Below are 24,289 nucleotides of genomic sequence, written 5' to 3' on the forward strand. Positions count from 1 at the left end.
GCGCTAGTCCTTCACGAACAGCTGGCGCGGGACATGGGCGAGGCATTCCACGCCGGTCTCGGTGATCAGGATCGACTCGGTGATCTCCAGCCCCATGTCCTCCAGCCACAGGCCGGTCATGAAATGGAAGGTCATGCCGGGCTGCAGCACGGTGCGGTCGCCGGGGCGCAGCGACATGGTGCGCTCGCCCCAGTCTGGCGGATAGCTGACGCCGATGCCGTAGCCGGTGCGGTTGTCCTTGACGATGCCGTATTTCGCCAGCACGTCGAAGAAACCCTTGGCGATGTCCTCGCAGGTATTGCCGGGCTTCGCTGCGGCAAGCCCGGCTTCCATCCCCTCCAGCGTGGCCTTTTCCGCATCGAGGAAAGCCTGCGTCGGCTGGCCCAGGAACACCGTGCGCGACAGCGGCACGTGGTAGCGGTGATAGCAGCCGGCGATCTCGAAGAAGGTGCCCTCGCCCGGTTTCATCGGCTTGTCGTCCCAGGTCAGATGCGGGGCCGAGGCGTCGCGACCCGAGGGCAGCAGCGGCACGATGGCCGGATAGTCGCCGCCGATGCCGTCGACGCCGCGGGTGCCGGCATCGTAGATTTCCGCCACCAGGTCGCATTTGCGCATCCCGACCTGCACCTTGTCGAGGATGCGGACATGCATCGCCTCGACGATGCGCGCCGCGTTGCGCATATAGGCGATCTCCTGCGGCGATTTCACCGCGCGCTGCCAGTTCACCAGCGCCGTGCAATCGGTGAAGCGCGCGTCCGGCAGGTTCCGCGTCAGGCTGGCGAAGGCGGCGGCGGTGAACCAGTAATTGTCCATCTCGACGCCGATGCGCTTCGTGCCCCAGCCCTTGTCGCGCAAGATGCCCGAGAGGTAATCCATCGGGTGCATCTCGGGGTTCTGCACGTAATGGTCGGGATAGCCGATGATGTTTTCGGGCTTCAGGTAAGCCGTCAGCCTGGCACCGTTGGCGTCCTGTCCGCGGCCATACCAGACCGGCTCGCCCTCGGGCGGCACCACCACGCATTGATGGACATAGAAGGACCAGCCGTCATAGCCGGTCAGCCAGTTCATGTTCGACGGATCGGTGACGATCAGCAGATCGACGCCCTTGTCCTCCATCGCCCGGCGGGTCTTGGCGAGGCGGTCGGCATATTCCTCGCGGGTGAACTTCAATGCGACGTCTGTCATGGCGGTTTCTCTTACAGGGTGAAGCTGCGTCCGGCCCCGGCCTTGCCCGCGCGGGCAAGCGCCAGGGTGGCGATGGCGGTGTCCTGGATGCCGGTGCCGGTCAGGTCGGCCAGGGTGATCTGTTCGGGATCGCTGCGGCCGGGGCGCTGCCCGGCCAGGATCTGGCCCAGCTCGGGGAAGTCCCGCCCGGCCAGCGGCGCGTGGTGCAGCTCCCCCAGCTCGCGGGTCTGCGACAGGCGGTCGGCGACGTAATGGGCGCGCGCGATCAGGTCGGGGGCGATCTCGTTCTTGTGCTGGGCGTCCGAGCCCATGGCGGTGACATGCGTGCCGGCGGCGATATCGGCGGCGGCCAGGATGGGCCTTTCGGACGGCGTGGTCGTGACCACCAGATCGGCATCCCGCGTCGCCTTGGCCACGCTGGCGGCGGCGGCGGTGACGGGGATGCGCAGGGTGGCGGTCATCTCGGCCGCGAAAGCCTGCGCCTTGGCGGGATCCCGCGCCCAGACACGTGCGCCGGTCAGCCGCCGGACCAGCGCCAGCGCCTGCAACTGCATCCGCGCCTGCATCCCGGCGCCAAGGATCGCCGCCGTGGCCGCATCCGGCCGGGCCAGCGCATCGGCGGCCACCGCCCCGGCGGCGGCGGTGCGCACATCGGTCAGGTAGCCGTTGTCCAGCAGCAGCGCCTCGACCAGCCCGGTCGTCGCGGACAGCACCACCATCATGCCGTTGGTCGAGGGCAGGCCGAGCGCCGGGTTGCCGAAGAAACCGGGCGAGATCTTGATGGCGAAATGCGTGAGGCCGGGAACATAGGCGGTCTTCACATCAACCTCGCCCCGGTGTTCGGGAATGTCCAGGCGCAGGATCGGCGGCATGGCGACGGGCTTGGTCGCCAGCGCCACGAAGGCGTCGCGGATGCAGGCGACGGCCTCGCCGTCCAGCGGCACCAGGGCGCGCAGGTCGGTCTCGGTCAGGATGGTCACGGGCGGTCTCATGCGGCCTCCGCCATGATGCGGGCATGCAGCGCGGGGTCGATATTCGCGCCGGAAAGGATGCAGACGGTCGGGCCTTGCGGGACGACCTTGCCGGCCAGCAGCGCGGCGGTGCCAACGCTGGCCGCGCCCTCGACGACATGGCCGGCACGGCCGAGATGGCGGATGCCGGCGGCGATCTCGGCCTCGGTCAGCAGGATCACATCGTCCAGCAGGTCGCGGCACAGCGGATAGGTCACGCGGTTGCGCAACCCGATGCCGCCGCCGAGGCTGTCGGCAAGGCTGGGGCTTTCGGCGACCTCGACCGGATGGCCGGCAGCGAGGCTCGCAGCCATGGCGGCGCCGTTCTCCATGGTCAGGCCGATGACGCGCGTGGCGGGTGACAGCGCCTTGATCGCCACCGCCACCCCGGCCGCGAGACCGCCGCCGGACAGTGGCACCAGCACCGCCTGGGGCGTGCCGATTTCCAGGCCGATGGTGCCCTGGCCCGCCACAACGGCCTCGTGGTCGAAGGGCGGGATCTCGGTCATGCCCTCTTCAGCCACGGCGCGGGCGACTTCCTGCATCGCCTCGTCCTGGCTGGCGCCGATGATGCGGACCTCGGCCCCCAACTCGCGGATCGCCCGCACCTTGTTCTCGGGCACCAGCCGGGACAGGCAGACGGTGGCGGGCACGCCCAGCGCCCGGGCGGCATAGGCCAGGGCGCGGCCGTGATTGCCGGTCGAGGCGGTGACGACGCCGCGCGCCAGCGCCTCGGGCGGCAGCGACAGGATGGCATTGGTCGCGCCCCGCAGCTTGAAGGCGCCGGTGGTCTGGCGGTATTCGCATTTCAGCCAGACCGGCTGGCCCAGCCGCGCCGACAGCAGCTCGTCGCGCAGCAGCGGCGTTTCCACCACATGGCCGCGGATGCGTTCAGCGGCGGCGCGGATGTCGTCCAGGGTCACGGTCATGGCTGCCTCATCAACTGGCCCGGAGCGACCGGCCCGGTCACGCCGCAAGCCCGCGCCGCGGCCCAGAGCGTCGCGGAATTGGCCGAGACCACCGGCACGCCGACCGCATCCTCGATCCGGTCGATGATCGCGCAGGCGCGGACGGCGGTGCAGGCGAGAAACAGCGCCTGGCTGCCCGGCGCGAGTGCGGCGCGTGCGGCCTCGATGATCGTCGCATGGGAAATCCGCGCCATCTCGCGGTCGTCGGTCAGGTTCAGGCAGGAGACGCCCTGCAAGGCGAAGCCCCCCGCCTCGAAACATTCCGCCATCGGCTGGGTGGTGCGGGGCGTGTAGGGGGTCAGCAGGGTGATCCGCTCGGCCCCCAGCGCCCTGAGCGCCGCGAAGCCGGCCGAGATCGGCGTGATCGGTTCCGCCGAGGGCTTGCCCAGCCGGATCGCATCCCGCACCGCCCGGTCCCCGATCACCACCGAGGCCGAGGTGCAGCTATAGACCACCGCGTCCAGATCCTCCTCGGGCAGGATCAGCGCCGCGGCGGCGGTCACGTCGCGGGCCATGGCGGCCAGCGTCTCGGGCGTCACCGGGTTGGCGAAGGGGATGCGGGTGGCATAGACGCCCACGCCATGCGCCGGCAGGGCGGCGAAATCCACCTCGGTCGTGTGGTCGGTGGCCAGCGTCACCAGACCGACCCGGCGCGGCAGCGGGCGGTCGTCCAGCTCGACCGGAACGGACAGGACAGTCACCGCGAAATCCTCCCGTAACGGCGTTCCAGCCAGCGCAGCACCACCACCGAGATCAGGCTGACGACCAGGAACATCACGCCGACCAGCGTCATCGGCTCGACATAGCGATAGGAGCTGTTCGCGACCGACTTCGCCTGGTTCATCAGCTCCAGCACGGTGATCGCGGACAGCAGCGGCGTTTCCTTGAACATGGCCAGCAGATAATTCGCCATGGCCGGGATCATCGGCGGCACCGCCTGCGGCAGCACCACATGCAGCCAGGTCTGGCGCGTGGTTAGGTTGGTGGCCTTGGCCGCCTCCCATTGCCCGCGCAACACCGCCTCGATGCCGCCGCGATAGACCTCGGCGGCATAGGTCGCGTAATGCAGCCCCATGCCGATCACCCCTGCGGTCAGCGCCGGCAGGCGGATGCCCAGCCCGGGCAGCACGTAGAAGATGAAGTAAAGCTGCACCAGCAGCGGCGTGCCGCGGATGAACTCGACCACGAAGCCGGTGCCGCGCGCCACCAGCCGGTTGGGCGAGCGGCGCAGGATGGCGAAGACCAGCCCCAGCACCGCCGCGACGATGGCGCCGAGGAAGGTGGCGACAAGGGTGATGCGAAACCCGGCCAGCAGGGTCGGCATGATCGACCAGGCGAAATCCCAATCCCATTCCATCTCAGCGCACCCCGTCCAGGCCGCGCGTCACCCGCCGCTCCAGCCGGCGCATGCCGAAGGAAAGCGCCGAGGACATGGCGAAATACAGCAGCAGGATGGTGACGAAGGGCATCAGCGTGCTGCCGGTCTGCGAGCGCACCACCTGCGCCTGAAAGGTCATGTCCGACAGCGAGATCAGCGACACGACCGAAGTCGCCTTCAGAAGCTCGATGGCATTGTTGCCGAAGGTCGGCAGCATCAGCGGCAGCGCCTGCGGCAGGATGACGTGGCGCATGCGCTGGAAGCGGGTCAGGTTGACGGCGACGCAGGCCTCGTGCTGGTCGCGCGGCACGGCGAGGATGGCGCCGCGCACCACCTCGGCCCCATAGGCGCCCACGTTCAGCCCCAGCGCCATCACCCCGGCCTGCATCGGCGTCAGCTGCATCCCGGTCATCGGCAGCACGAAATAGATCCAGAACAGCTGCACGAAGATCGAGGTGCCGCGGAAGAACTCGATATAGGCGGTCGCCAGCCAGCGCACCGGAGCATGGCGCGAGATGCGCCCCAGCCCGGCGATGAAGGCCACGACCAGCGCCAGGGCCGAGCCCATCAGCGTCAGCTTGACCGTGACCCATGCCCCCATAAGGATGAGTGTCAGATATCCTGCCCAGTCGCCCATGCGCTGATGCCTGCCTCTCTTGCTGATGGATGGGCAGGGGTCTCCCCCCGCCCGGCTGCCTTACTGCGCGGCGCAGAGCGCGTCGCGGGTGGTGGACATCGCCGCGGCGGCCGAGAAGCCATAGGGTTCGACGATGGCGGCGAATTCGCCCGATTCCTTCAGCTTGGCCAGCTCCACATCGAAGGCGTCGCGCAGCGCGGTGTCCTTCTTGTTGAAAGCGGCGCCGTCGCAATAGACCGGCGCGCCCTCGACCGGGGCAAAGACTTCCAGGTTGGCGTCGCCCGACTTCGCCAGCAGGTCGTTCAGCGACAGGACCGGCAGCGAATAGGCGTCGATCCGGCCGTCCTGCACCATCTTCAGCCCCGATTGCGGGTCGGGCACCACCACCAGCCGGTCGCGCGGCACGCCGGCATCCAGCGCCAGCTTTTCCTCGGTGCCGCCGCCGGGCGCGCCCAGCCGGGCCGAGCCGTCATTGGCGATGTCGGCATAGGACTTGAAGCCCTTGGGATTGCCCTTGGGCAGTAAGAGCGCCTCGGCATCGCACAGGATCGGCTCGGAATAGGCCACGGCGTTGCAGCGTTCCGGCTTCATGAACAGGCCGGCGGTGATCGCATCGACGCGGCCGGCCTGCAGGCTGGGGATCATCGCGCCATATTCGGCGATGGACGCCTCCAGGTCCTTGATGCCCAGCTTTTCGAACACCGCGCGGGCCACGTCCGGCGCCGCGCCCGAGACCTTGCCGTCCGAGGCGACGGCGGTATAGGGCGGCTCGTTGCCGATGGCGATGCGGACATAGCCCTGCTTCTGCAGGTCCTCTAGCTTGTCGGCCATGGCGGGCAGCGGCGCGGCCAGCAGCGCCGCGACAATCAGGCATTTCTTCATCATTCTCTCCTGTTGGGTTGCATCACACGCGCTGTCCTGCGGCGATGATCTTGCGCAGGAAGGACTTCGTGCGGTCCTCTTGCGGCGCGGTGAATATCTGGGTGGGCGGGCCCTGCTCGACGATGCGGCCCTTGTCGAAGAACAGCACGCGATCGGCGAAATCATGGGCGAAGCCCATCTCATGCGTGACCAGCAGCATGGTCATGTCGGTCTCGGCGGCCAGGCGCTTCATCACCTCCAGCACCTCCTCGACCAGTTCGGGGTCCAGCGCCGAGGTCACCTCGTCGAACAGCATGATCTGCGGCTGGAGCGCCAGGGCGCGGGCGATGGCGACGCGCTGCTTCTGGCCGCCGGACAGCTGGCTGGGCATGTAGTCGGCCTTGTCGGCCAGCCCCACCATGTCCAGCAACTCGCGCGCCCGCTGCTCGGCCACGGCCCGCGGCTCGCCCTTGGTCAGCATCGGCGCCAGCGTGATGTTCTGCAAGACCGACTTGTGCGGGAACAGGTTGAAATGCTGGAACACCATGCCGATGTGGCGGCGCATCCTGTGCAGATGCGCCTCGTCCGCGGGCACCTCGGCGCCGTGCTTCTGCATGTGGTAAAGCGGCTCGCCGCAGACCTCGATGCGGCCGCCGGAAATATCCTCGAGCGTCATCAGGATGCGCAGGATGGTGGTCTTGCCCGAACCCGAGGGGCCGATCAGCGCCAGCTTCTCGCCCTTCATCACGTCGAAATTCAGCCCGTCGATGACGGTCAGCGTCCCAAAGGACTTGCGCAGGTTCTGGATGCGAATGATCGGCTGGTCCAAAGACGTCCCCCTTGCTGTCCAGAGGAACTTTGCAGCGAGATCAAATCAGGTCAATATTTAAATAATATCATAACAATTTTCCGCGACAATCTGCCCGTCAAATCAGCGGAAGCAGGGGTTCGGCGCTGCCGCCCAGGGTTTCGGCCACCAGGGACAGGCCCCGGCGCAGCTCTTCCGCGCTGGTCGAGCCAAGCGCGATTCGCACCGCGTCGCGCCGGCCGCGCTCGCTCAGCCGGAAGGCCCGGCCCGAGGCGACGGCCACGCCGCGCTGGCGGGCCTGGGCGACGAATTCCTCCTCGTCGCGGCCGGGGGGCAGTTCCAGCCAGATATGCAGGCTTTGCGGATGGGCGCGGAACGGCGCCGCGCCCAGAACTTCGCGGGCAATGCGGTGGCGGACGGCCAGCGCCTCGCGCTGCCACAGGATCAGCCGCTCCACGGTGCCGTCGCTGATCCAGTGGCTCAGCAGCTCGACCATGGCGGGGGTGGCCATCCAGTTCGTCACCAGATGCCGGTTGGCGGTGGCCGAGGCAAGCCGCGCCGGCGACAGCAGCCAGGCGACCCGCAGGCCGGGCAGCGTGGTCTTGGTGAAGCCGTTGATGTGCAGCACCCGCTCGGGCGCCAGCGCCGCCATCGGCGGCGGCCGGTCGGGGATCATCGCGTTCAGCATGTCGTTCTCGACGATCAGCAGGTCGTGGCGGCGGGCAATGGCGGCCAGTTCGGCGCGGCGCTCGGCGCCGGTCATGATCGCCATGGGGTTGATCGCCGCCGGCTGCATGTAAAGCGCGCGCAGGCTGCCCTTGCGCGCCAGATGGTCCAGCGCCTCGGGCACGATGCCGTCGTCATCGACCGGCAGGGCCTCCAGATGCAGGCCGAGGTATTTGCACAGCGGCATCAGCAGGTGATGGGTCAGCGCGGCTGCGGCCAGCGTGCCGCCGGCGGGCACCGCGCTCATCACCGCGGTGGTGATGGCCGAGGTGGCGCCGTCGGTGATGGTGATGTTTTCCGGCGCGGCCTCGATGCCCTTGCGGCGCAGCCAGTCGGCCGCGACCTGCCGGTGCTGCGGCAGGACCGAGTTCGGCCGGAAGGACAGCGCGGCCGGGGCGGTCAGGTTCTCGGCCACCCAATGCAGCCCCTCGCGAAAGGTTTCGACATGCATGCGCTCGGTCACGGGCTTCAGGATCGACAGATCGACCAGCTCGCCCAGCCGCTCGGCCAGATAGGGCGGGCTGTTCTCGGACCCCGGCGGCAGCACGAAGGAGCCGCGCCCGACCTCTCCGACCACCAGGCCGCGGCGGATCAGTTCTTCATAGGCGCGCGAGACGGTCTGGACCGACAGTCCCAGATCGTCGGCCAGCCGGCGCTGCGGCGGCAGGCGGCTGCCGGCGGGCAGCATGCCGTCGCGAATCGCCCGCGCATATTGCTCGGCAAGCGAGAGATAGGCCGGACGATGCAAGCCGCCGGGATCGGGGGTCCATATTGTCATGGGTCGAGATTAAGACAATCCTGCCGATAGGCAACAATGTTATGATTTCTTCGGCGCCGGCCGATCAGGACCGGGCGAGCGCGCAGTGGCGCCGGACTTTGCAGCCGCCCCGACCGCGCGCCGGGCGCGCTATCCGCGCAGCCAGTCCGGCGCATGGCGGATGTCTTGCACCCCGGCCAGCGGCGCGATGCGCCGCAGTTCGGCGGCCAGCCCCGCGATGCGGCCCTGGCCCATGCGCAGCCCCGGCTCGGGCCAGAAGGCGCGGACGGCCAGCGCGCCCTCCTCGCGCCGGGCGTCCAGCCGCCCGATCAGCCGGTCGCCCTGCAGGACCGGAAAGACGTAATAGCCGTATTGCCGCCGCCCGGCGGGCACGAAGATCTCGATGCGGTAGCGGAAGCCGAACAGCCGCTCGGCCCGCGCCCGGTCGCGCAGGGCCGGATCGAAGGGCGAAAGCAGCCGGATGCGCGAGGACGGCTCGGGCAGCGCGGGGACCAGATCCAGCAGCGCCGGGCTGGAATAGCTGCGCCGGATCGCGCCATCGGCCATTTCCACGTCGATTTCCACGATCCGGCCCGCCGCCAGCGCCTCGGCGCACCACCGCTTCGCCTCGTCCGGCGTGGCGATGGCGAAGAAGGCGGCCAGCTCGCCGCTGGTGGCAAAGCCCAGCCGCTCCAGCGCCGCCGCCAGCGCCCAGTCGACGATCTCGGCATCGTCGAGCCGCCTCGCCAGATGCTCGGCCGGGATCACCCGCTCGGCCAGGTCGTAGACCTTGCGGAAGCCCGAACGGTGGCGGATCGCCAGCCGGCCCGAGCGCCACAGATATTCCAGCGCCGTCTTGGACGGATGCCAGTCCCACCAGCCGCCCGAGCCCCTGGGCTCCTCTCCGCCCAGATCCGAGGAACTGGCCGGGCCGTGATCGGCGATATGGCGCAGCACGCTGTCGAATTCCGCGTCCCAGCCCTCGCGCCGCCATTTCGGCCAGCGGCGCTGCATATGCGCCTCGTCCCGGGCGAATTTCAGCCGCCACATCGGATAGAAGCGCATCGGGATCACGGCCGCGTCATGGGTCCAGTGCTCGAAGGCGGCGCGGTGGCGGGCGATCAACCCCTCCAGCGCCGGGGGCCGGTAGCGCCCGCGCCGCGACCACAGGATCAGGTCATGCGCGCGGGCCAGGGTGTTCACGCTGTCCACCTGCGCGAAGCCCAGGCCATTGAGCACGGCTTCCAGATCCGCGCCCCGGCCCGCGCCCGAACCGGGTCGCAGCAGCAGGTGACGGTCCAGAAACAGCCGGCGCGCATCGCGGTTTTTCAGGAAATGGGGCATTTGCGGGATCTGTTTCATCCTCGGACGGTTTGTGAAATACAGGTTTGCCACATCAAGGGGGACAGACAATGACCAATCCCGACCTGAATGCGCTGTCGCTGGCCGAGCTGAAGCAGCTGCGCAAGGATGTCGAAAAGGCGATCGAGGGTTTCGAGGCCCGCCGCAAGGCCGAGGCGCGGGCCAAGGCCGAAGAGGCCGCGAAGCAGTTCGGCTTTTCGCTGGCCGATCTGGTCGCGGCGGCCGCAAGCCGGCCTGCGGCGGTGCCGAAATACGCCCATCCGGAAAACCCCGAGCTGACCTGGAGCGGCCGCGGCCGCAAGCCGGGCTGGATCGCCGAAGCCCTGGCCGCCGGCAAGACGCTCGAGGATTTCGCGATCTGAACCGGCCGGGCGCGGCGGGGGTTTGCGAATCGCGGCGCGGGCGGCGAATGTTGGCGACAGCCCCAGGGCACCCTTGCCAGCAGCCGCGGAACCGTCATGCCGAAGACCCTGCCCCAGCCCGTCGACGCCGAGCGCATCCCGCGCTTCGCCGGGCATTCCACCTTCATGCGGCTGCCCGCCGCCGACAGCGCCCGGGGGCTTGACGTCGCCATCGTCGGCATCCCCTGGGACGGCGGCACCACCAATCGCGCCGGGGCCCGCCACGGCCCGCGCGAGGTGCGCAACCAGTCCAGCCTGATGCGCCGCGTCCACCACGCCACCGGCATCGCCCCCTATGAGCGGCTGGCGGTGGCCGATATCGGCGACCTGATCGTGCAGCCCATCGACCTGATGGCGGCGCTGCGGCAGATCGAGGAAGGCATCGCCGCGATCTGCGCCGCCGGCGCGCTGCCGCTTGCCGTGGGGGGCGATCACCTGACGACGCTGCCGGTGCTGCGGGCGCTTCGCAAGGCCGATCCCGGGCGCGGGCCCTTGGGCCTGGTGCAGTTCGACGCCCATTCCGACACCAACGACCGCTATTTCGGCGACAATCCCTATACCCATGGCACGCCCTTCCGCCGCGCCATCGAGGAGGGCATCCTGGACCCCCGGCGCGTGGTGCAGATCGGCATCCGCGGCTCGATCTACGCCGCCGACGAGCATCGCTGGGCGCAGGACCAAGGGGTGCGCATCGTCTATATCGAGGAATTCGCCCGCCGCGGCCCCGAGGAGGTGATGGCCGAGGTCCGCGCGCTGATGGGCGATGCGCCCGCCTATGTGACCTTCGACATCGACGGCATCGACCCTTCCATGGCGCCCGGCACCGGCACGCCCGAGATCGGCGGCTTCACCACCCGTGAGGCGCAGGCCATGCTGCGCGGGCTGGCCGGGCTGAAGATCGTCGGCGCCGATGTGGTCGAGGTCTCGCCGCCCTTCGATGTCGGCGGCATCACCGCGCTGACCGGCGCGACAATGCTGTTCGAGCTGCTCTGCGTGCTGGCGGGCGGCGCCTAGGACCGCCGCGCGTCGGTCCGGGTCCGATTTCCGCCGTTTTCCCGCGCCATTGTGCGCCGGCGCACAGACCGCCGCCCGCGCGCAGGGTAAGGCGGCGGCATTTCAAGGTTGACGAGTTCCTTGTTACCCGTTCCGCATTTCGTCACCAAATCCTTGACCGCAGGCCAAGGCCCGCCCCGTTCCCTGCCGGAGCGGGGCTTTTTCCTGCGCCTCCCCCGCCCCGGCGCCGATCCCGGCGGGCTGTCCGCGGGGCTTTCCTCGGCGGCCCGGCGGCTCTATAGGGAAACCTGCGATTTTACTCGGGAATGCGGCGCCACGATTCCGTCCAGCCAGTCCGCGCAAACCATGACGGTGACATGATCGGAAAACACGGCGCTTGCCGCGACATCCTTCTGCGCGCCCTGCCGCACCGCATCCTGGCCGCGGCGCTGGCGCTTCTGCTGGCCCCCGCCCTGCCCGCCGCGGCGCAGGACCGGCTGGCGGCGGGCGAAAGCCTGGCGCTGCGGCTCGACCCGGCCAGGCCGGTGCAGCTGCGCATCGAGGCCCCGCCCGGCAGCTATCTGGCCGGCCGGATCGAGGCCGGGGCGCAGCCGGTCGATGCCGCGCTGCTGACCGCAGAGGGCGCGCATTTCCGCCAGCTGGCGCAGCAGGACCGCGGCGCCATCCGCTTCCAGGCGATGAGCGAGGGCGAGGCGATGATCCTGCGCCTGTCGGGGGCCGGCGAAACCCGGGTGGCGCTGGACCAGCTGGTCGCCCCCGCCGACCTGCAGCCGCCGGCGCCGGACTATCTCAGCCCGCGCATGGCGGCGCTGGCCGAGACGCTGGCCCAGGGCGGCGACACGGCCGGGTTCTGGCGCGCCGTCGCGGCCGAGGGCACGCCGCTGGTCGAGGAGGCCGAGGCCGGCGAGGTCGTCCTGACCTTTCTGTGGCGCGGGGCGCAGCGCAATGTCCGGCTGTTCGGCGGCCCGTCGAGCGATCACGACTGGCTCGACCGGCTGGGCGACAGCGACGTCTGGTTCAAGAGCTTCCGCGTGCCGCGCGCGACCCGGCTGTCCTACAAGCTGGCGCCCGACGTGCCCGACCTGCCCGGCAATGCCCGGGCGCGGCGCATGGCCATCCTGGCCACGGCGCAGATGGACCCGCTGAACCGCCATCCCTGGCCCGCAGAGGCGCCCGACCGCTTCAACCAGCACGCGACGCTTACCCTGCCGCAAGCGCCGCCGCAGCCAGGCACCCCGCCCGCGCCCGAGGCCGATCCGGCCATGCGGCGGGTCGTCTTCGACAGCCCGACCCTGGGCAACAGCCGCGAGCTGCTGATCGCGCATCCGCGCGATTTCGACCCCGCCGATCCGCGTCTGGTGCTGGCGCTGATCTTCGACGGCGAGCGGGCGCTGGCCGAGATGCAGGCGCCGCAGATGCTGGACACGCTGACGCGGCAGGGCCGGCTGCCGCCGGTGCTGGCGGTGCTGATCCCCTCGATCGACGGCATGACCCGGGCGCGCGAGCTGCCCGGCAACGACGCCTTCGCCGACGCGCTGGCCGATGAGCTGCTGCCGCTGATCGCGGTCGAGACCGGCATCACCCCCGACCCGGCCCGCACCGTGCTGGCCGGGGCCAGCTATGGCGGGCTGGCCGCCGCCACCGTCGCGCTGCGCCGGTCCGACCGTTTCGGCAATGCCCTGTCCATGTCGGGCTCGTTCTGGTGGGCGCCGCAGGGCTCGGCCAGCGACGGCACGCCGCATGTCGCGGCCGAATTCGCCGCGCGCGAGCGCCTGCCGATCCGCTTCTTCCTCAGCGCCGGCAGTTTCGAGACCTCGCGCCATGGCGGAGACGGCATCCTGCAGACCTCGCGCAGCCTGCGCGACATCCTGCTGCTCAAGGGCTATGCGGTCGACTGGCGCGAATATGCCGGCGGGCACGATTATCTGGTCTGGCGCGGCGCGCTGGCGGACGGGCTGATCGCGCTGTTCGGCGCGCGCTAGGCGGCAGGCAAGCTTCCAAGGCGAAGGGTCAGGACCGGCCGGAAGGGCGCGCGTCATCCGGGCAACGCCCTTCCCGCACGCCCGGGTTCGCGCGGCGATCTTCCCGGGACGTGACGCCGGCCCCGGATGCAGCCCTTGCCCGCGCCGCGGCGGGGGTCAGCCCTTGTGTTCGGGCTTGCCCTTGCGCTTGGTGGCAGCCAGCTCCTCCAGCTGCTTTTCGCTCATCGATTCATACATATCCCGCGAGGCGTCGCGCAGTTCGCTTTTGCTGGTCTCGCCGCGCTTGGCGGCAAGGGCCGCGCCGGCCGCCTTCTGCTGCGCCTTGGACTTGGCAGGCATGGTCTCGTCCTCCGGATTGCCGCGGCTTCGGAAATGGCCCGAAGCCTTCCGCGAAAGAAACCGCCCGCGGCCCGTCATGTTCCCGCCGCACCGCGCTGAGACAGGGGATTCGGGTCCGGGCGGGGGTGTGACCTCTGGCACACAGGCGGCGCACCTGTCTCAAAGGCGAACTTCCGCGACTCGGCGCAAGCGCGCAAGGTGCTGGTATGGAAGGAGGAAGGGACAGGCAAATGAAACGCACGGTCACCCTTACAGGCCGCAAGGGCGCGCTGGTTTCCGGCGAATACGAGGTCGTCGGCGACACGATCCGGGTTTCCTACGCAGGGCACGAAAGATGCGTGCGGATCGACGGCGGCTCGGTGGACCATCTCGCGCAATCGCTGCTGCGGGATCTTTGGCTGGAATGACGCAGGCCGGCTGAGCGTCGCGGGCGCGCACCGCTCGCAGGCCCCTGGGCCACCCTGCCGTGGCGGCGGAAAGCGCATCAGCGCCCCTTCCGCCCTGCCGCGATTTCATGCGAGAAACCGCAAGGACAGGCGGACGAGGGACTGAATGACGGCAAAGATACCGGCAAGACTGACCCGCGCGGGCCTGGTTGCGACCGCGCGCATCCTCATCAGCCTGCGCGCCATCGACCTGCCGCCGCCGGGCGGCGCGCCGCGCATCCTGGTCGCGAACCATGTCAGCCATGCCGATTTCGTGGCGCTGTGGTCGGCGCTGCCGAAGCCGCACCGGCTGCGCACCCGCCCCGTCGCCGGCGCCGATTACTGGGAACGCTCGGCCATCCGCCGCTGGATCGCCCATCAGGTGTTCCGCGCCGTGCTGATCGACCGCGACCCCGCCAGCCGCCGCGCCGATCCCGTCGAGACCGTGGCCCAGGTGCTGCGCGGCGGCGAGGACGTGATCTTCTTTCCCGAGGGCACGCGCAACCTGACCGACGCCCGGCTGCTGCCGCTGAAATCCGGCATCTACCACCTGGCCCGCGCCGTCCCCGAGGCCGAGATCGTGCCGGCCTGGATCCTGAACCTCGACCGCATCCTGCCCAAGGGCGCCTTCCTGCCGGTGCCGCTGAACTGCGCCGTGCGCTTCGGCAGCCCGATGCGGGTCGAGACCGGCGAGAGCCGCGAGGATTTCCTGCAACGCCTCGCCGCCGCGATGCTGGCGCTGGCCGAGGCGAAAGGCTGATCCATGGACCGTTTTCATTCCCCCTCGGCCTTCTTCTTCTACGGGCTCTTCGCCTTCCTGATCCTGGCCTCGCTGGTGGCGCGGATGCTGATCCGCTCGGGGCGCGTCGCCGGACCGACGGCGCAGAACCTCGCCGACCGCATCCGCGCCTGGTGGGTGATGATCGGCGTGCTGGCGCTGATCTTCACCCTGGGCGCCGGGGCGATCACGCTGTTCTTCGCGCTCTGCTCGATGGCGGCGCTGCGCGAATTCGCCACCATCACCCACACCCGGCGCGACGACCATGACGGGCTGGCCATCGCCTTCTACCTGATCCTGCCGCTGCAATACCTGCTGGTCTATTTCCACGTGCCGGTCTTTGCCGCGCTGCTGATCCCGGTCTACAGCTTCCTGCTCTTGCCGGTCGTGACCGTGTTCAAGGGCGAGGTGCAGGGCTTCCTGACTCGGGTGTCAGAGACGCAATGGGGGCTGATGGTCTGCGTCTATTGCGTCTCGCATATCCCGGCGATCCTGACGCTGGATATTCCCGACTATCGCTACAGCGCCTTCACGCTGGTCGCCTGGCTGATCCTGGTGGTGCAGGCTTCGGACGTGCTGCAATATGTCTGGGGCAAGAGCATCGGCCGGCACCTGCTCGCGCCGCGCGTCTCGCCCTCGAAGACGGTCGAGGGGCTGGTCGGCGGCGTGCTCAGCGCCAGCGCGCTGGGTGTGGCGCTGACGCCCTTCACCCCGTTCCGCTGGTGGGAGGCGGGGCTGATCGCGTTGACCGTGACCACCTTCGGCTTCTTCGGCGGGCTGATCATGTCGGCGATCAAGCGCGACCGCGGCGTCAAGGACTGGGGCACGCTGGTGCAGGGGCATGGGGGCATCCTCGACCGGCTGGACAGCCTGGTGTTCTCGGCCCCGATCTTTCTGCACATTCTGGCATGGGGGTGGATGTGACCGAGGATTTCAGCAGGCGGCCGATCGCCAGCCGCAACACGAAATGGGCCGCCCATGTCACCCGGCGGCTGGTCGAGAAGGGCGTGGCCCCGAACCGCATCTCGGCCGGCTCTGTGCTGGCAGCGGCGCTGTCGGGCGGGGCCTTCGCCCTGTCCGCGCTGGTCGGGCCCGGCTGGGCGGCGGGGCTTCTGCTGGTGCTGGGCGCGGCCTTCTGCCAGCTGCGGCTGCTCTGCAACCTCTTCGACGGGCTGGTGGCGGTCGAGGGCGGCATGGGCACGCCGGACGGCGCCTTCTGGAACGAGGTGCCGGACCGGCTCTCGGACCTGATGATCCTTGCCGGCTTCGGCCTGGCGGCGGGCTGGCCGGCGCTGGGGCTGCTGGCCGGGGCGCTGGCGATCCTGACCGCATATCTGCGCGAATTCGGCCGCGCCTCGGGGCTCGGCTCGGATTTCTCGGGCCCGGGGGCCAAGGCGCACCGCATGGCCGCCGTGACGCTGGGCGCGCTGGCGCAGACCGGCGCCTGGATCGCCGGCGCGGGCTGGCCGGTGCTGGCCTGGGCGCTGGGGCTGGTGCTGGCGCTGACGGTGGCGACGATCATCCGCCGCAGCCAGCGCATCCTGTGCGGGCTGGCCGGCGGGGCGTGAAATCGGGGGTGGTCGCCGCCGTCCAGCGTGATATGGGGTAACCTCGCCAATTCCTTCGTGATACTGGCCGCTCAGCACGGACAATCAGACGACAGAGAACCCAGCCATGCCCGCATACCGTTCCCGCACCACCACCCACGGCCGCAACATGGCGGGGGCCCGTGGCCTCTGGCGTGCGACCGGGGTGAAGAACAGCGATTTCGGCAAGCCCATCATCGCCATCGTGAACAGCTTCACGCAGTTCGTGCCGGGCCATGTGCATCTGAAGGACCTGGGCCAGATGGTCGCGCGCGAGGTCGAGGCGGCGGGCGGCATCGCCAAGGAATTCAACACCATCGCGGTCGACGACGGCATCGCCATGGGCCATGACGGGATGCTGTATTCCCTGCCCTCGCGCGAGCTGATCGCCGACTCGGTCGAATACATGGTGAATGCCCATTGCGCCGACGCCATGGTCTGCATCTCGAACTGCGACAAGATCACGCCGGGCATGCTGATGGCGGCGATGCGGCTGAACATCCCGGCGATCTTCGTCTCGGGCGGGCCGATGGAGGCGGGCAAGGTCACGCTGGGCGACGGGCGCAAGGTCTCGCTGGACCTGGTGGACGCCATGGTCGCGGCCGCCGACGACAAGGTCTCGGACGCGGACCTTGCCGCCATCGAAGAGGCCGCCTGCCCGACCTGCGGCTCCTGCTCGGGCATGTTCACCGCCAATTCCATGAACTGCCTGTCCGAAGCCCTTGGCCTGTCGCTGCCCGGCAACGGCTCGACGCTGGCCACCCATGCCTTGCGCAAGAACCTGTTCCTGGAAGCCGGCCGCCGCATCGTCGAGGTGACGCGCCGCCATTACGAACAGGACGACGCTTCGGTCCTGCCGCGCGCCATCGCCAGCAAGGCGGCGTTCCGGAACGCCATGTCGCTGGACATCGCCATGGGCGGCTCGACCAATACCGTGCTGCACCTCCTGGCCATCGCGCAGGAGGGCGGGGTCGATTTCACCATGGACGACATCGACGCGCTGTCGCGCAAGGTGCCCTGCCTCTGCAAGGTCGCGCCGAACACCGCCAACGTGCATATGGAAGACGTCCACCGCGCCGGCGGCATCATGGCGATCCTTGGGGAACTCGACCGCGCCGGGCTGATCGACCGCGACTGCCCGACCGTGCATGCCCCCACCATCGGCGCCGCCATCGACCAATGGGACATCGCCCGCAGCAACGACCCAGCTGCGCGAGAACTGTTCCTGGCCGCGCCGGGCGGCGTGCCGACGCAGGTCGCCTTCAGCCAGGCGACGCTCTGGCCCGACCTGGACCTCGACCGCGAGAAGGGCGTGATCCGCTCGGCCAAGGCGCCGTTCTCCAAGGATGGCGGGCTGGCGGTGCTGAAGGGCAATATCGCGCTGGACGGCTGCATCGTGAAGACCGCCGGCGTGGACGAATCGATCCTGGTGTTTTCCGGCCGTGCCAAGGTCTATGAAAGCCAGGACGCCGCGGTGTCCGGCATCCTGACCGGCAAGGTCGAGGCCGGCGACGTGGTGGTCATCCGCTACGAAGGCCCCAAGGGCGGGCCGGGCATGCAGGAGATGCTGTATCCGACCAGCTACCTGAAATCGAAAGGGCTGGGCAAGGCCTGCGCGCTCATCACCGACGGGCGTTTCTCGGGCGGCACCTCGGGCCTTTCCATCGGCCATGTCAGCCCCGAGGCGGCGGCCGGCGGCACCATCGGCCTGGTGCGCGACGGCGACCTGATCGAGATCGACATCCCCAACCGCTCGATCCGGCTGGCGGTGCCCGAGGACGAGTTGGCCGCGCGCCGCACCGAGCAGGACGCCAAGGGCTGGAAGCCCGCGCAGCCGCGCCAGCGCCAGGTCTCGGCGGCGCTCAAGGTCTATGCGCAATTCGCCGCCTCGGCCGACAAGGGCGCGGTGCGCATCCTGCCCGACTGAGGACGGCTGCCCCGGCAGCGCCGTTCTCGGGTCCATGCTGCCCGAGCCCCTCGCGCAGGGCGGGCGCCGATCCGCCCGGGGGACCGGCTTCAGGGCAGCGGGATATGTTCGTCGCGGTCGGTGGGCGGCAGGTCGAACAGCCCCTGCCCCCAATTCGCGGCGCGCCATTGTTCCTTGGCATGTTCGATGCGCTCGCGCGACGAGGCGACGAAGTTCCACCAGATGAAGCGCGGCCCGTTCAGCGTCGCGCCCCCCAGCGCCATCAGCCGCGCGCCCCGCGGCCCGGCGGCGACGGTGATGCGGTCGCCGGGGCGGAACACCATCATCCGCCCGGATTCGAATTCCTGCCCGGCGATGCCGACCGAGCCCTGGGTGATGTAGAGCCCGCGATCCTCGTGATCGTCGGGCAGCGGAAAGCGCGCGCCGGGCGCCAGCGTCACGTCCAGATAGAAGGTCTCGGAATACAGCGTCGCCGGCGCCCGCTCGCCATAGGCATGGCCCAGGATCAGCCTGGCATGCACGCCCTCGGCCTCGATCTCGGGCAGCGCCTCCTTGCCGTGATGCTCGAAGATCGGCGCCATGTCCTCGCGATCCTCGGGCAGGGCGATCCAGGTCTGGATGCCGAACAGCCCGTGCGGCCCGGCGCGGCCCGCGGCCGAGGTGCGCTCGGAATGGGTCACGCCCCGGCCCGCCACCATCCAGTTGACCGCGCCGGGCAGGATCACCTGATCGCTGCCGATGCTGTCGCGGTGATGGAAATCGCCGCGATAGAGATAGGTCACCGTGCCCAGCCCGATATGCGGATGCGGGCGGATGTCGATGCCCTGCCCGGTCAGGAACTCGGCCGGCCCGGCCTGGTCGAAGAAGATGAACGGCCCGACCATCTGCCGCTTCGGCGCGGGCAGGGCCCGGCGCACCTCGAAGCCGCCGATGTCGCGGGCCCGCGGGATGATCAGCGTCTCGATCTGGTCCATGCCGGCCGCATCGGGGCAACCGGGGGTCAGGGCGGGATTCCAGCTCATTGCGGCCTCTCCTTCTTCCTGCCGCGCTTCAGCCGTCCAGTTCCAGCAGGCGCAGCGCCTCGCGCAGCTGATCCTCGACCGACAGGGCCATGTCGACCACCACGCCGTCCTCGTCGGCGGCCAGCGGCTCCAGCGTCGCCAGCTGCGAATCCAGCAGCTTGGCGGGAAAGAAATGCCCCGCGCGATGCGAGAGCCGGCTTTCCAGCAGCGCGCGCGTGCCATGCACGTGCAGGAAGCGCACGACCGGCGCCCCCTCGCGCAGGATGTCGCGATAGGCCCGCTTCAGCGACGAGCAGCCCATGACCGAGGACTGGCCACGCGCCTCGTTGCGGGCGATCTCGGCGGCCAGCGCCCGCAGCCAGGGCGCGCGGTCGTCGTCGTCCAGCGGAATGCCGGCGCGCATCTTGGCGACATTGGCCTCGGGGTGGAAGCTGTCGCCCTCGACGAAGGGCCAGCCCAGATGCCGGGCCAGCGCCTCGCCCGTGGTGCTTTTCCCGCAGCCCGAGACGCCCATCACCACGATATGCTGCACCGCGCCCTTCACAGCAGCCACCAGCCGATCAGCGCGAAGCCGAAGGCGATGCTGCCCAGCAGCGTCTCCATCACCGTCCAGGTCTTCAGCGTGGTCTTTTCGTCCATCTCCAGGAACCGCCCGACCAGCCAGAAGCCGGAATCGTTGAAATGGCTCAGCACCGTGGCGCCGCCGGCGATGGCCACCACCAGGAAGCAGCGGTCGAATTCGGAAAGCCCCGTGGTCGCCGCCACCGTGGGCGCGATCAGCCCGGCGGTGGTGGTCAGCGCCACCGTGGCCGAGCCCTGCGCCACCCGCAGGGCCATCGAGATGACGAAGGCCGCGACGATCAGCGGCATGCCCACCGCGTCGAGGCTGGAGGCCAGCGCCTCGCCGATGCCGCTGGCGCGCAGCACGCCGCCGAACATGCCGCCCGCGCCGGTGACCAGGATGATGGCGCAGATCGGCGCCAGCGCGCCGTCCATGATCTTCTCGATCTCGGCCGCGCCGCGGCCCCGGCCCAGCAGCGCCATGGCGACCAGCACGGTGATGAGCAGCGCGATGGGCGTCTGCCCGATCAGCCGCAGGATCGTGACCCAGCCCGCACCGCCATCCACCACCCCGGCCGTCGCCAGCGTCCCCAGCCCGGTGTTCAGGAAGATCAGCACCAGCGGCAGCAGCAGCACCAGCATGACGGTGCCGAAGCTTGGCGGGATGCGGTCATGGCTGCTGTCGTCGACCGCGCCCAGGATCTGCGGGATCGGCAGCACGAAGCGCCGCCCAGCCCAAAGCCCGAACAGATAGCTGCCGAAGAACCAGGTCGGCAGCGCGACGACCAGCCCGACCAGCACCAGCAGGCCGATATCGGCCCCCAGCAGGTCGCCCGCCGCCACCGGCCCCGGATGCGGCGGCAGCAGCGCATGCATGGCCGCGAAGGCCCCCGCCGCCGGCAGCGCGTAAAGCAGCACCGAGCCGCCGAAGCGATAGGCTACGCTGAAGATGATCGGCAGCATCACCACCAGCCCGGCATCGAAGAAGATCGGAAAGCCGAACAGCAGCGAGGCCACGCCCAGCGCAAAGGGTGCGCGCTCGGCGCCGAACTGGCCGATCAGCCGGTCCGCCAGCACCTGCGCGCCGCCGGTGATCTCCAGCAGCCGCCCGATCATGGCGCCAAAGCCCACCAGCAGGGCCACCGTGGCCAGGGTCGAGCCGAAGCCCTGCAGCAGCGTCGGGATCACGTCGGCCAGGGGAATGCCCGCGACCATGGCGGTCATCAGGCTGACCAGCACCAGCGAGACAAAGGCATGCAGCCGGAACCGCATGATCAGGACCAGCAGGACAAGCACCGCCGCCAGGGCGATGAACAACAGCATGGCCGTGCTGTAAGCGGGCTCGACAGAATTCATGAAACTCCTCCAGCGGAATGGTTTGGGTCAGCCTGCGATCTGGTGCTGCCGCGCCTCCTCCGGGGGTTCGCGGCAGCTTTGGGTTGTTAGCGTTAACACGTGCCGGACGAAAGGTTAAGAGGCTTCGCTAGCGCCGCGCCGCGCTGGCCAGATGGTCGTGCAGCAGGCGCATCTCGTCCGACAGGGCCAGCTCCAGCGCCGCCTCGGGGCCGGAAACCACGCCGGGATCTTCCTGCCCGTCCAGCATCACCTCGCGATCTTCCAGCCATCGCAGCATCTCGGCCCGGACGCTTTCGGGCGAAAGGTCCAGCAGCCTCTCAAGCGTGCGGCGATGCGCGATCATCCGGCCCTCGATGCCGTCGATCCGGGCGGCCAGCCTGTCCATCCTGTCCATGCCATCTCCCTGCGGTTGTTGGGAATCATGATGGCACAGAAGCCGGAACCGGCAAACCCGTTCAGTTGCGCGCGGTCAGGCTGCCGCCCTCGATGCGGCGCAACGAGATTTCCAGCCGCGCCTCGGCGGCCATGATCTCGGCGCGGACGCGCTTGGTATAGCTCATGTGATCCTGGGCGGCGCGGGCCGCCGCCTCGGGGTCGCGGGCCATGATCGCGTCATGGATGGCGCGGTGCTGGGCGCGCAGCACGTCGCGCACCTCGGGCCGGGCATAAAGCTTTTCGCGGTTGTGGAACACGCCCTTGCGCAGCATGCCCGACAGCGCCCGCATGATCTGCAGCAGCACGATGTTGTGGCTGGCCTCGTAGACCGCGATATGCAGGTCGACATCGGCCTCGGCCTCGTGGCGGGGATCGGCCTCGTCATGGGCCAGGTCGATGCGCTCCATGCAGCGGGCCAGCGTCGCGCGGTCCACGTCATTGGCCCGGGTCGCGGCCAGGCTTGCCGCCATGCCCTCCAGCGTGCCGCGCAGTTCCAGATAATCGTCCACCACCTCCCCGCGCGAGGCCATCAGCTCGACCAGCGGATCGGTGATGCTGGTGGCCAGCGCCGCCACACGCCGCCCGCCGGCCGGATCGGCGACGATCAGCCCCTTCTCCTCCAGCATGCGGATGCCCTGGCGCAAAGTCGGGCGCGAGACGTTCAGGCGCAGCGCCATCTCGCGCTCGGGCAGCAGCGGGTCGCCGGGACGCAGCGAGCCTTCGAGAATCAGGTCCTCGATATGCCGGGCGGTGGTTTCCGCGGCGGGGGGACCCTTGTTCACTTCGCTGGCCATGCTCGACTCCTTCGGGGGCTGCCGGGATTTCAGGGCTTTAGCCTGCGGCATCCGGCCTTGAAAGATAGCTGAATCGCCCGATCTGGTGCAATCGATTTCCCGCTTGACCCAAATGGTCAAATTATTTTACCAAGACAGAGGGGAAGGTAAAGCGATCTGCTCATGCCGTGCCATGCGGCGCGGAACCTGCCCCCATGACGGGAGGGGAAAGCCATGACGCGACCCGGCCATGCCGAGGCAGCCGCAGACCGTGGGCCATTGCTGGATCGCCTGCGCGAAATCGTGGGGCCGGCGCATGTGCTGACCGCCGACCGCGCCACCCGCCGCTATACCCGCGGCTTCCGCTATGGCGAGGGGCCGGTCGCGGCGGTGGTCCGCCCCGGCTCGCTGGTGCAGATGTGGCGGGTGCTGAACGCCGCCGTCGCCTCGGGCCGCGCGGTGATCCTGCAGGCGGCGAATACTGGGCTGACCGGCGGCTCGACCCCCTGGGGCCAGGATTACGACCGCGAGATCGTGCTGCTCTCGGTCATGCGCCTGCGCGGCATCCATCTGCTCGGCGCCGGCGAACAGGTGCTCTGCCTGCCCGGCGCCACGCTCGACGCGCTGGAAAAGCGCCTGCGCCCGCTGGGACGAGAGCCGCATTCGGTGATCGGCTCAAGCTGCATCGGCGCCTCGGTTCTGGGCGGCATCTGCAACAATTCCGGCGGCGCGCTGATCCAGCGCGGCCCGGCCTATACCGAGATGAGCCTTTACGCCGAGGTGCGCGCCGACGGCTCGGTGGCGCTGGTCAACCACCTTGGCCTTGATCTGGGCGACGACCCCGAGGACATCCTCGCCCGCGTCGAGGCGGGCGACCTGCCTGCGCCTGCGCCCACCGACGCCTGGGCCTCGGACCGCGAATATGCCGACCATGTCCGCGACATCGAGGCCGCGACGCCCGCCCGCTTCAACGCCGACCCGCGCCGGCTGCACGAATCCTCGGGCTGCGCCGGCAAGCTCGCGGTCTTTGCCGTGCGGCTGGACACGTTCCAGGCCGAAAAGGACACGGCGGTCTTCTATATCGGCAGCAACGACCCCGACGAGCTGACCCGGATCCGCCGGCATATCCTGACGAATTTCGACAGCCTGCCCATCGCCGGCGAGTACATCCACCGCGAAGCCTATGACGTGGCGGCGAAATACGGCAAGGACACCTTCCTGTTCATCCGCCATGCCGGCACCGACCGCATGCCGGCCCTGTTCGCCGCCAAGGCGCGCATGGACGCGCTGACCGAGCGGCTGGGGCTGGGCGCCACCCTTTCCGACCGGCTGGCGCAGGGGATCGCCGCGCTGGCGCCCCAGCACCTGCCCAAGCGGATGAACGCCTTCCGCGACCGCTACGAGCACCACCTGCTGCTGCGCATGGGCGGCACGGGCATCGCCGAGGCGCGCGACTATCTCTCAGCCATCTTCCCCTCGGCGCAGGGCGACATGTTCGAATGCACCCCGGACGAGGGCAAGGCCGCCTTCCTGCACCGTTTCGCCGTGGCCGGCGCCGCCGTGCGCTATCGCGCCATCCATGCCCGCGAGGTCGAGGACATCGTGGCCCTCGACATCGCCCTGCGCCGCAACGACCGCGACTGGATCGAGCGCCTGCCGCCAGACCTGGACGCGAAGCTCGCGAAGAAGCTCTATTACGGCCATTTCTTCTGCCACGTCTTCCACCAGGACTATGTGGTGAAGAAGGGCCAGGACTGCCTGGCCGTGGAACATGAGATGTGGCGCCTGCTGGACGACCGCGGCGCCGAATACCCGGCCGAGCACAATGTCGGCCACCTTTACCACGCCAAGCCGGAGTTGGCGGGCTTCTATCGTCAGCTGGACCCGACCAACAGCCTGAACCCCGGCATCGGCCAGACCTCGAAATGCGCGCATTGGCACTAGGCCGCGCCATCCAAGACGACCGCGCAGGAATGCGCACCCGCAACGGCGGAACCG

The 24,289-nt window shown here is 69.5% G+C and carries 25 protein-coding genes; 9 read left to right on the forward strand and 16 right to left on the reverse strand.

Annotated features, from left to right (window positions below; genetic code table 11):
* Positions 1-3: 3 nt before the first annotated feature.
* The 10 genes from doeA to PARJ55_RS0110045 form a co-directional block, all read right to left on the reverse strand.
* Complete coding sequence (doeA, locus tag PARJ55_RS0110000) at positions 4-1,185, reverse strand: ectoine hydrolase DoeA (RefSeq protein ID WP_028712908.1); 1,182 nt, start codon at positions 1,183-1,185, stop codon at positions 4-6.
* Positions 1,186-1,196: 11 nt separating this feature from the next.
* Positions 1,197-2,177 (reverse strand): cyclodeaminase, encoded by a 981-nt coding sequence (locus PARJ55_RS0110005; RefSeq protein ID WP_028712909.1) that lies wholly within the window; start codon positions 2,175-2,177, stop codon positions 1,197-1,199.
* A complete protein-coding gene (eutB, locus tag PARJ55_RS0110010; RefSeq protein ID WP_028712910.1) occupies positions 2,174-3,124 on the reverse strand; it encodes a hydroxyectoine utilization dehydratase EutB in 951 nt (316 codons plus the stop codon). The genes PARJ55_RS0110005 and eutB overlap by 4 nt, the downstream gene beginning before the upstream one ends.
* Positions 3,121-3,864, reverse strand: coding sequence for an aspartate/glutamate racemase family protein (locus PARJ55_RS0110015; RefSeq protein ID WP_028712911.1), 744 nt, complete (start codon positions 3,862-3,864; stop codon positions 3,121-3,123). The genes eutB and PARJ55_RS0110015 overlap by 4 nt, the downstream gene beginning before the upstream one ends.
* Positions 3,861-4,520: an ectoine/hydroxyectoine ABC transporter permease subunit EhuD gene (gene ehuD, locus PARJ55_RS0110020; protein WP_028712912.1), complete on the reverse strand. Its 660-nt coding sequence runs from the start codon at positions 4,518-4,520 to the stop codon at positions 3,861-3,863. Before ehuD ends, PARJ55_RS0110015 begins: the two co-directional genes overlap by 4 nt.
* A 1-nt stretch (position 4,521) precedes the next feature.
* Positions 4,522-5,178 carry an ectoine/hydroxyectoine ABC transporter permease subunit EhuC gene (gene ehuC / locus PARJ55_RS0110025; RefSeq protein ID WP_028712913.1) on the reverse strand — a complete coding sequence of 219 codons (657 nt, stop codon included), beginning with the start codon at positions 5,176-5,178 and terminating at the stop codon, positions 4,522-4,524.
* Between the two features lie 60 nt (positions 5,179-5,238).
* The gene (gene ehuB, locus PARJ55_RS0110030) at positions 5,239-6,060 is read right to left on the reverse strand and encodes an ectoine/hydroxyectoine ABC transporter substrate-binding protein EhuB (RefSeq protein ID WP_028712914.1); all 822 of its coding nucleotides are present in this window, start codon (positions 6,058-6,060) and stop codon (positions 5,239-5,241) included.
* Between the two features lie 22 nt (positions 6,061-6,082).
* Complete coding sequence (gene ehuA, locus PARJ55_RS0110035; RefSeq protein ID WP_028712915.1) at positions 6,083-6,868, reverse strand: ectoine/hydroxyectoine ABC transporter ATP-binding protein EhuA; 786 nt, start codon at positions 6,866-6,868, stop codon at positions 6,083-6,085.
* Positions 6,869-6,965: 97 nt separating this feature from the next.
* Entirely contained in the window at positions 6,966-8,351 is a 1,386-nt protein-coding gene (locus PARJ55_RS0110040; RefSeq protein ID WP_028712916.1) for a PLP-dependent aminotransferase family protein, read from the reverse strand.
* Positions 8,352-8,480: 129 nt separating this feature from the next.
* On the reverse strand, positions 8,481-9,674 hold the full coding sequence (locus PARJ55_RS0110045) for a winged helix-turn-helix domain-containing protein (protein ID WP_036713999.1): 1,194 nt from the start codon (positions 9,672-9,674) through the stop codon (positions 8,481-8,483).
* A 68-nt stretch (positions 9,675-9,742) separates the two neighbouring features.
* Between PARJ55_RS0110045 and PARJ55_RS0110050 the strand changes: the two genes are divergently transcribed.
* The 3 genes from PARJ55_RS0110050 (at position 9,743) to fes (ending at position 13,089) form a co-directional block, all read left to right on the forward strand.
* The gene (locus PARJ55_RS0110050; protein WP_028712918.1) at positions 9,743-10,054 is read left to right on the forward strand and encodes an H-NS family nucleoid-associated regulatory protein; all 312 of its coding nucleotides are present in this window, start codon (positions 9,743-9,745) and stop codon (positions 10,052-10,054) included.
* 96 nt (positions 10,055-10,150) lie between these two features.
* The gene (gene speB, locus PARJ55_RS0110055; protein WP_028712919.1) at positions 10,151-11,107 is read left to right on the forward strand and encodes an agmatinase; all 957 of its coding nucleotides are present in this window, start codon (positions 10,151-10,153) and stop codon (positions 11,105-11,107) included.
* Positions 11,108-11,463: 356 nt separating this feature from the next.
* Positions 11,464-13,089: an enterochelin esterase gene (gene fes, locus PARJ55_RS0110060; protein WP_036697505.1), complete on the forward strand. Its 1,626-nt coding sequence runs from the start codon at positions 11,464-11,466 to the stop codon at positions 13,087-13,089.
* Positions 13,090-13,245: 156 nt separating this feature from the next.
* Here fes and PARJ55_RS0110065 read toward each other — a convergent pair whose 3' ends face one another.
* Positions 13,246-13,428: a DUF3008 family protein gene (locus PARJ55_RS0110065; protein ID WP_028712921.1), complete on the reverse strand. Its 183-nt coding sequence runs from the start codon at positions 13,426-13,428 to the stop codon at positions 13,246-13,248.
* A gap of 230 nt (positions 13,429-13,658) precedes the next feature.
* Here PARJ55_RS0110065 and PARJ55_RS24305 point away from each other — a divergent pair, with 230 nt between their 5' ends.
* The 5 genes from PARJ55_RS24305 to ilvD all read left to right on the forward strand — a co-directional run bounded on the left by PARJ55_RS24305 (position 13,659) and on the right by ilvD (position 18,144).
* The gene (locus PARJ55_RS24305) at positions 13,659-13,835 is read left to right on the forward strand and encodes a hypothetical protein (protein ID WP_198019343.1); all 177 of its coding nucleotides are present in this window, start codon (positions 13,659-13,661) and stop codon (positions 13,833-13,835) included.
* Between the two features lie 145 nt (positions 13,836-13,980).
* Complete coding sequence (locus PARJ55_RS0110075; protein ID WP_028712922.1) at positions 13,981-14,613, forward strand: lysophospholipid acyltransferase family protein; 633 nt, start codon at positions 13,981-13,983, stop codon at positions 14,611-14,613.
* A 3-nt stretch (positions 14,614-14,616) separates the two neighbouring features.
* On the forward strand, positions 14,617-15,555 hold the full coding sequence (locus PARJ55_RS0110080; protein WP_028712923.1) for a phosphatidate cytidylyltransferase: 939 nt from the start codon (positions 14,617-14,619) through the stop codon (positions 15,553-15,555).
* Positions 15,552-16,199 carry a CDP-alcohol phosphatidyltransferase family protein gene (locus tag PARJ55_RS0110085; protein ID WP_028716509.1) on the forward strand — a complete coding sequence of 216 codons (648 nt, stop codon included), beginning with the start codon at positions 15,552-15,554 and terminating at the stop codon, positions 16,197-16,199. The genes PARJ55_RS0110080 and PARJ55_RS0110085 overlap by 4 nt, the downstream gene beginning before the upstream one ends.
* 106 nt (positions 16,200-16,305) lie before the next feature.
* On the forward strand, positions 16,306-18,144 hold the full coding sequence (ilvD, locus tag PARJ55_RS0110090) for a dihydroxy-acid dehydratase (protein ID WP_028712925.1): 1,839 nt from the start codon (positions 16,306-16,308) through the stop codon (positions 18,142-18,144).
* Positions 18,145-18,233: 89 nt separating this feature from the next.
* On the opposite strand, the gene PARJ55_RS0110095 is transcribed toward ilvD, so the two are convergent.
* From PARJ55_RS0110095 to PARJ55_RS0110115, 5 genes are all read right to left on the reverse strand, one after another.
* On the reverse strand, positions 18,234-19,166 hold the full coding sequence (locus tag PARJ55_RS0110095; RefSeq protein WP_028712926.1) for a pirin family protein: 933 nt from the start codon (positions 19,164-19,166) through the stop codon (positions 18,234-18,236).
* Positions 19,167-19,194: 28 nt separating this feature from the next.
* Positions 19,195-19,710, reverse strand: a complete 516-nt coding sequence (locus PARJ55_RS0110100; RefSeq protein WP_028712927.1) for a gluconokinase — start codon at positions 19,708-19,710, stop codon at positions 19,195-19,197.
* Positions 19,707-21,083, reverse strand: a complete 1,377-nt coding sequence (locus tag PARJ55_RS0110105) for a GntP family permease (RefSeq protein WP_028712928.1) — start codon at positions 21,081-21,083, stop codon at positions 19,707-19,709. Before PARJ55_RS0110105 ends, PARJ55_RS0110100 begins: the two co-directional genes overlap by 4 nt.
* Before the next feature lie 127 nt (positions 21,084-21,210).
* On the reverse strand, positions 21,211-21,477 hold the full coding sequence (locus tag PARJ55_RS0110110) for a hypothetical protein (protein WP_028712929.1): 267 nt from the start codon (positions 21,475-21,477) through the stop codon (positions 21,211-21,213).
* Positions 21,478-21,538: 61 nt separating this feature from the next.
* Positions 21,539-22,312 (reverse strand): FCD domain-containing protein, encoded by a 774-nt coding sequence (locus tag PARJ55_RS0110115; RefSeq protein WP_028712930.1) that lies wholly within the window; start codon positions 22,310-22,312, stop codon positions 21,539-21,541.
* Positions 22,313-22,525: 213 nt separating this feature from the next.
* On the opposite strand from PARJ55_RS0110115, the gene dld reads away from it, so the two are divergent.
* The gene (gene dld / locus PARJ55_RS0110120; protein WP_036714001.1) at positions 22,526-24,235 is read left to right on the forward strand and encodes a D-lactate dehydrogenase; all 1,710 of its coding nucleotides are present in this window, start codon (positions 22,526-22,528) and stop codon (positions 24,233-24,235) included.
* Positions 24,236-24,289 lie beyond the last annotated feature (54 nt).

Source organism: Paracoccus sp. J55 (assembly GCF_000513975.1).
Taxonomy (GTDB): domain Bacteria; phylum Pseudomonadota; class Alphaproteobacteria; order Rhodobacterales; family Rhodobacteraceae; genus Paracoccus.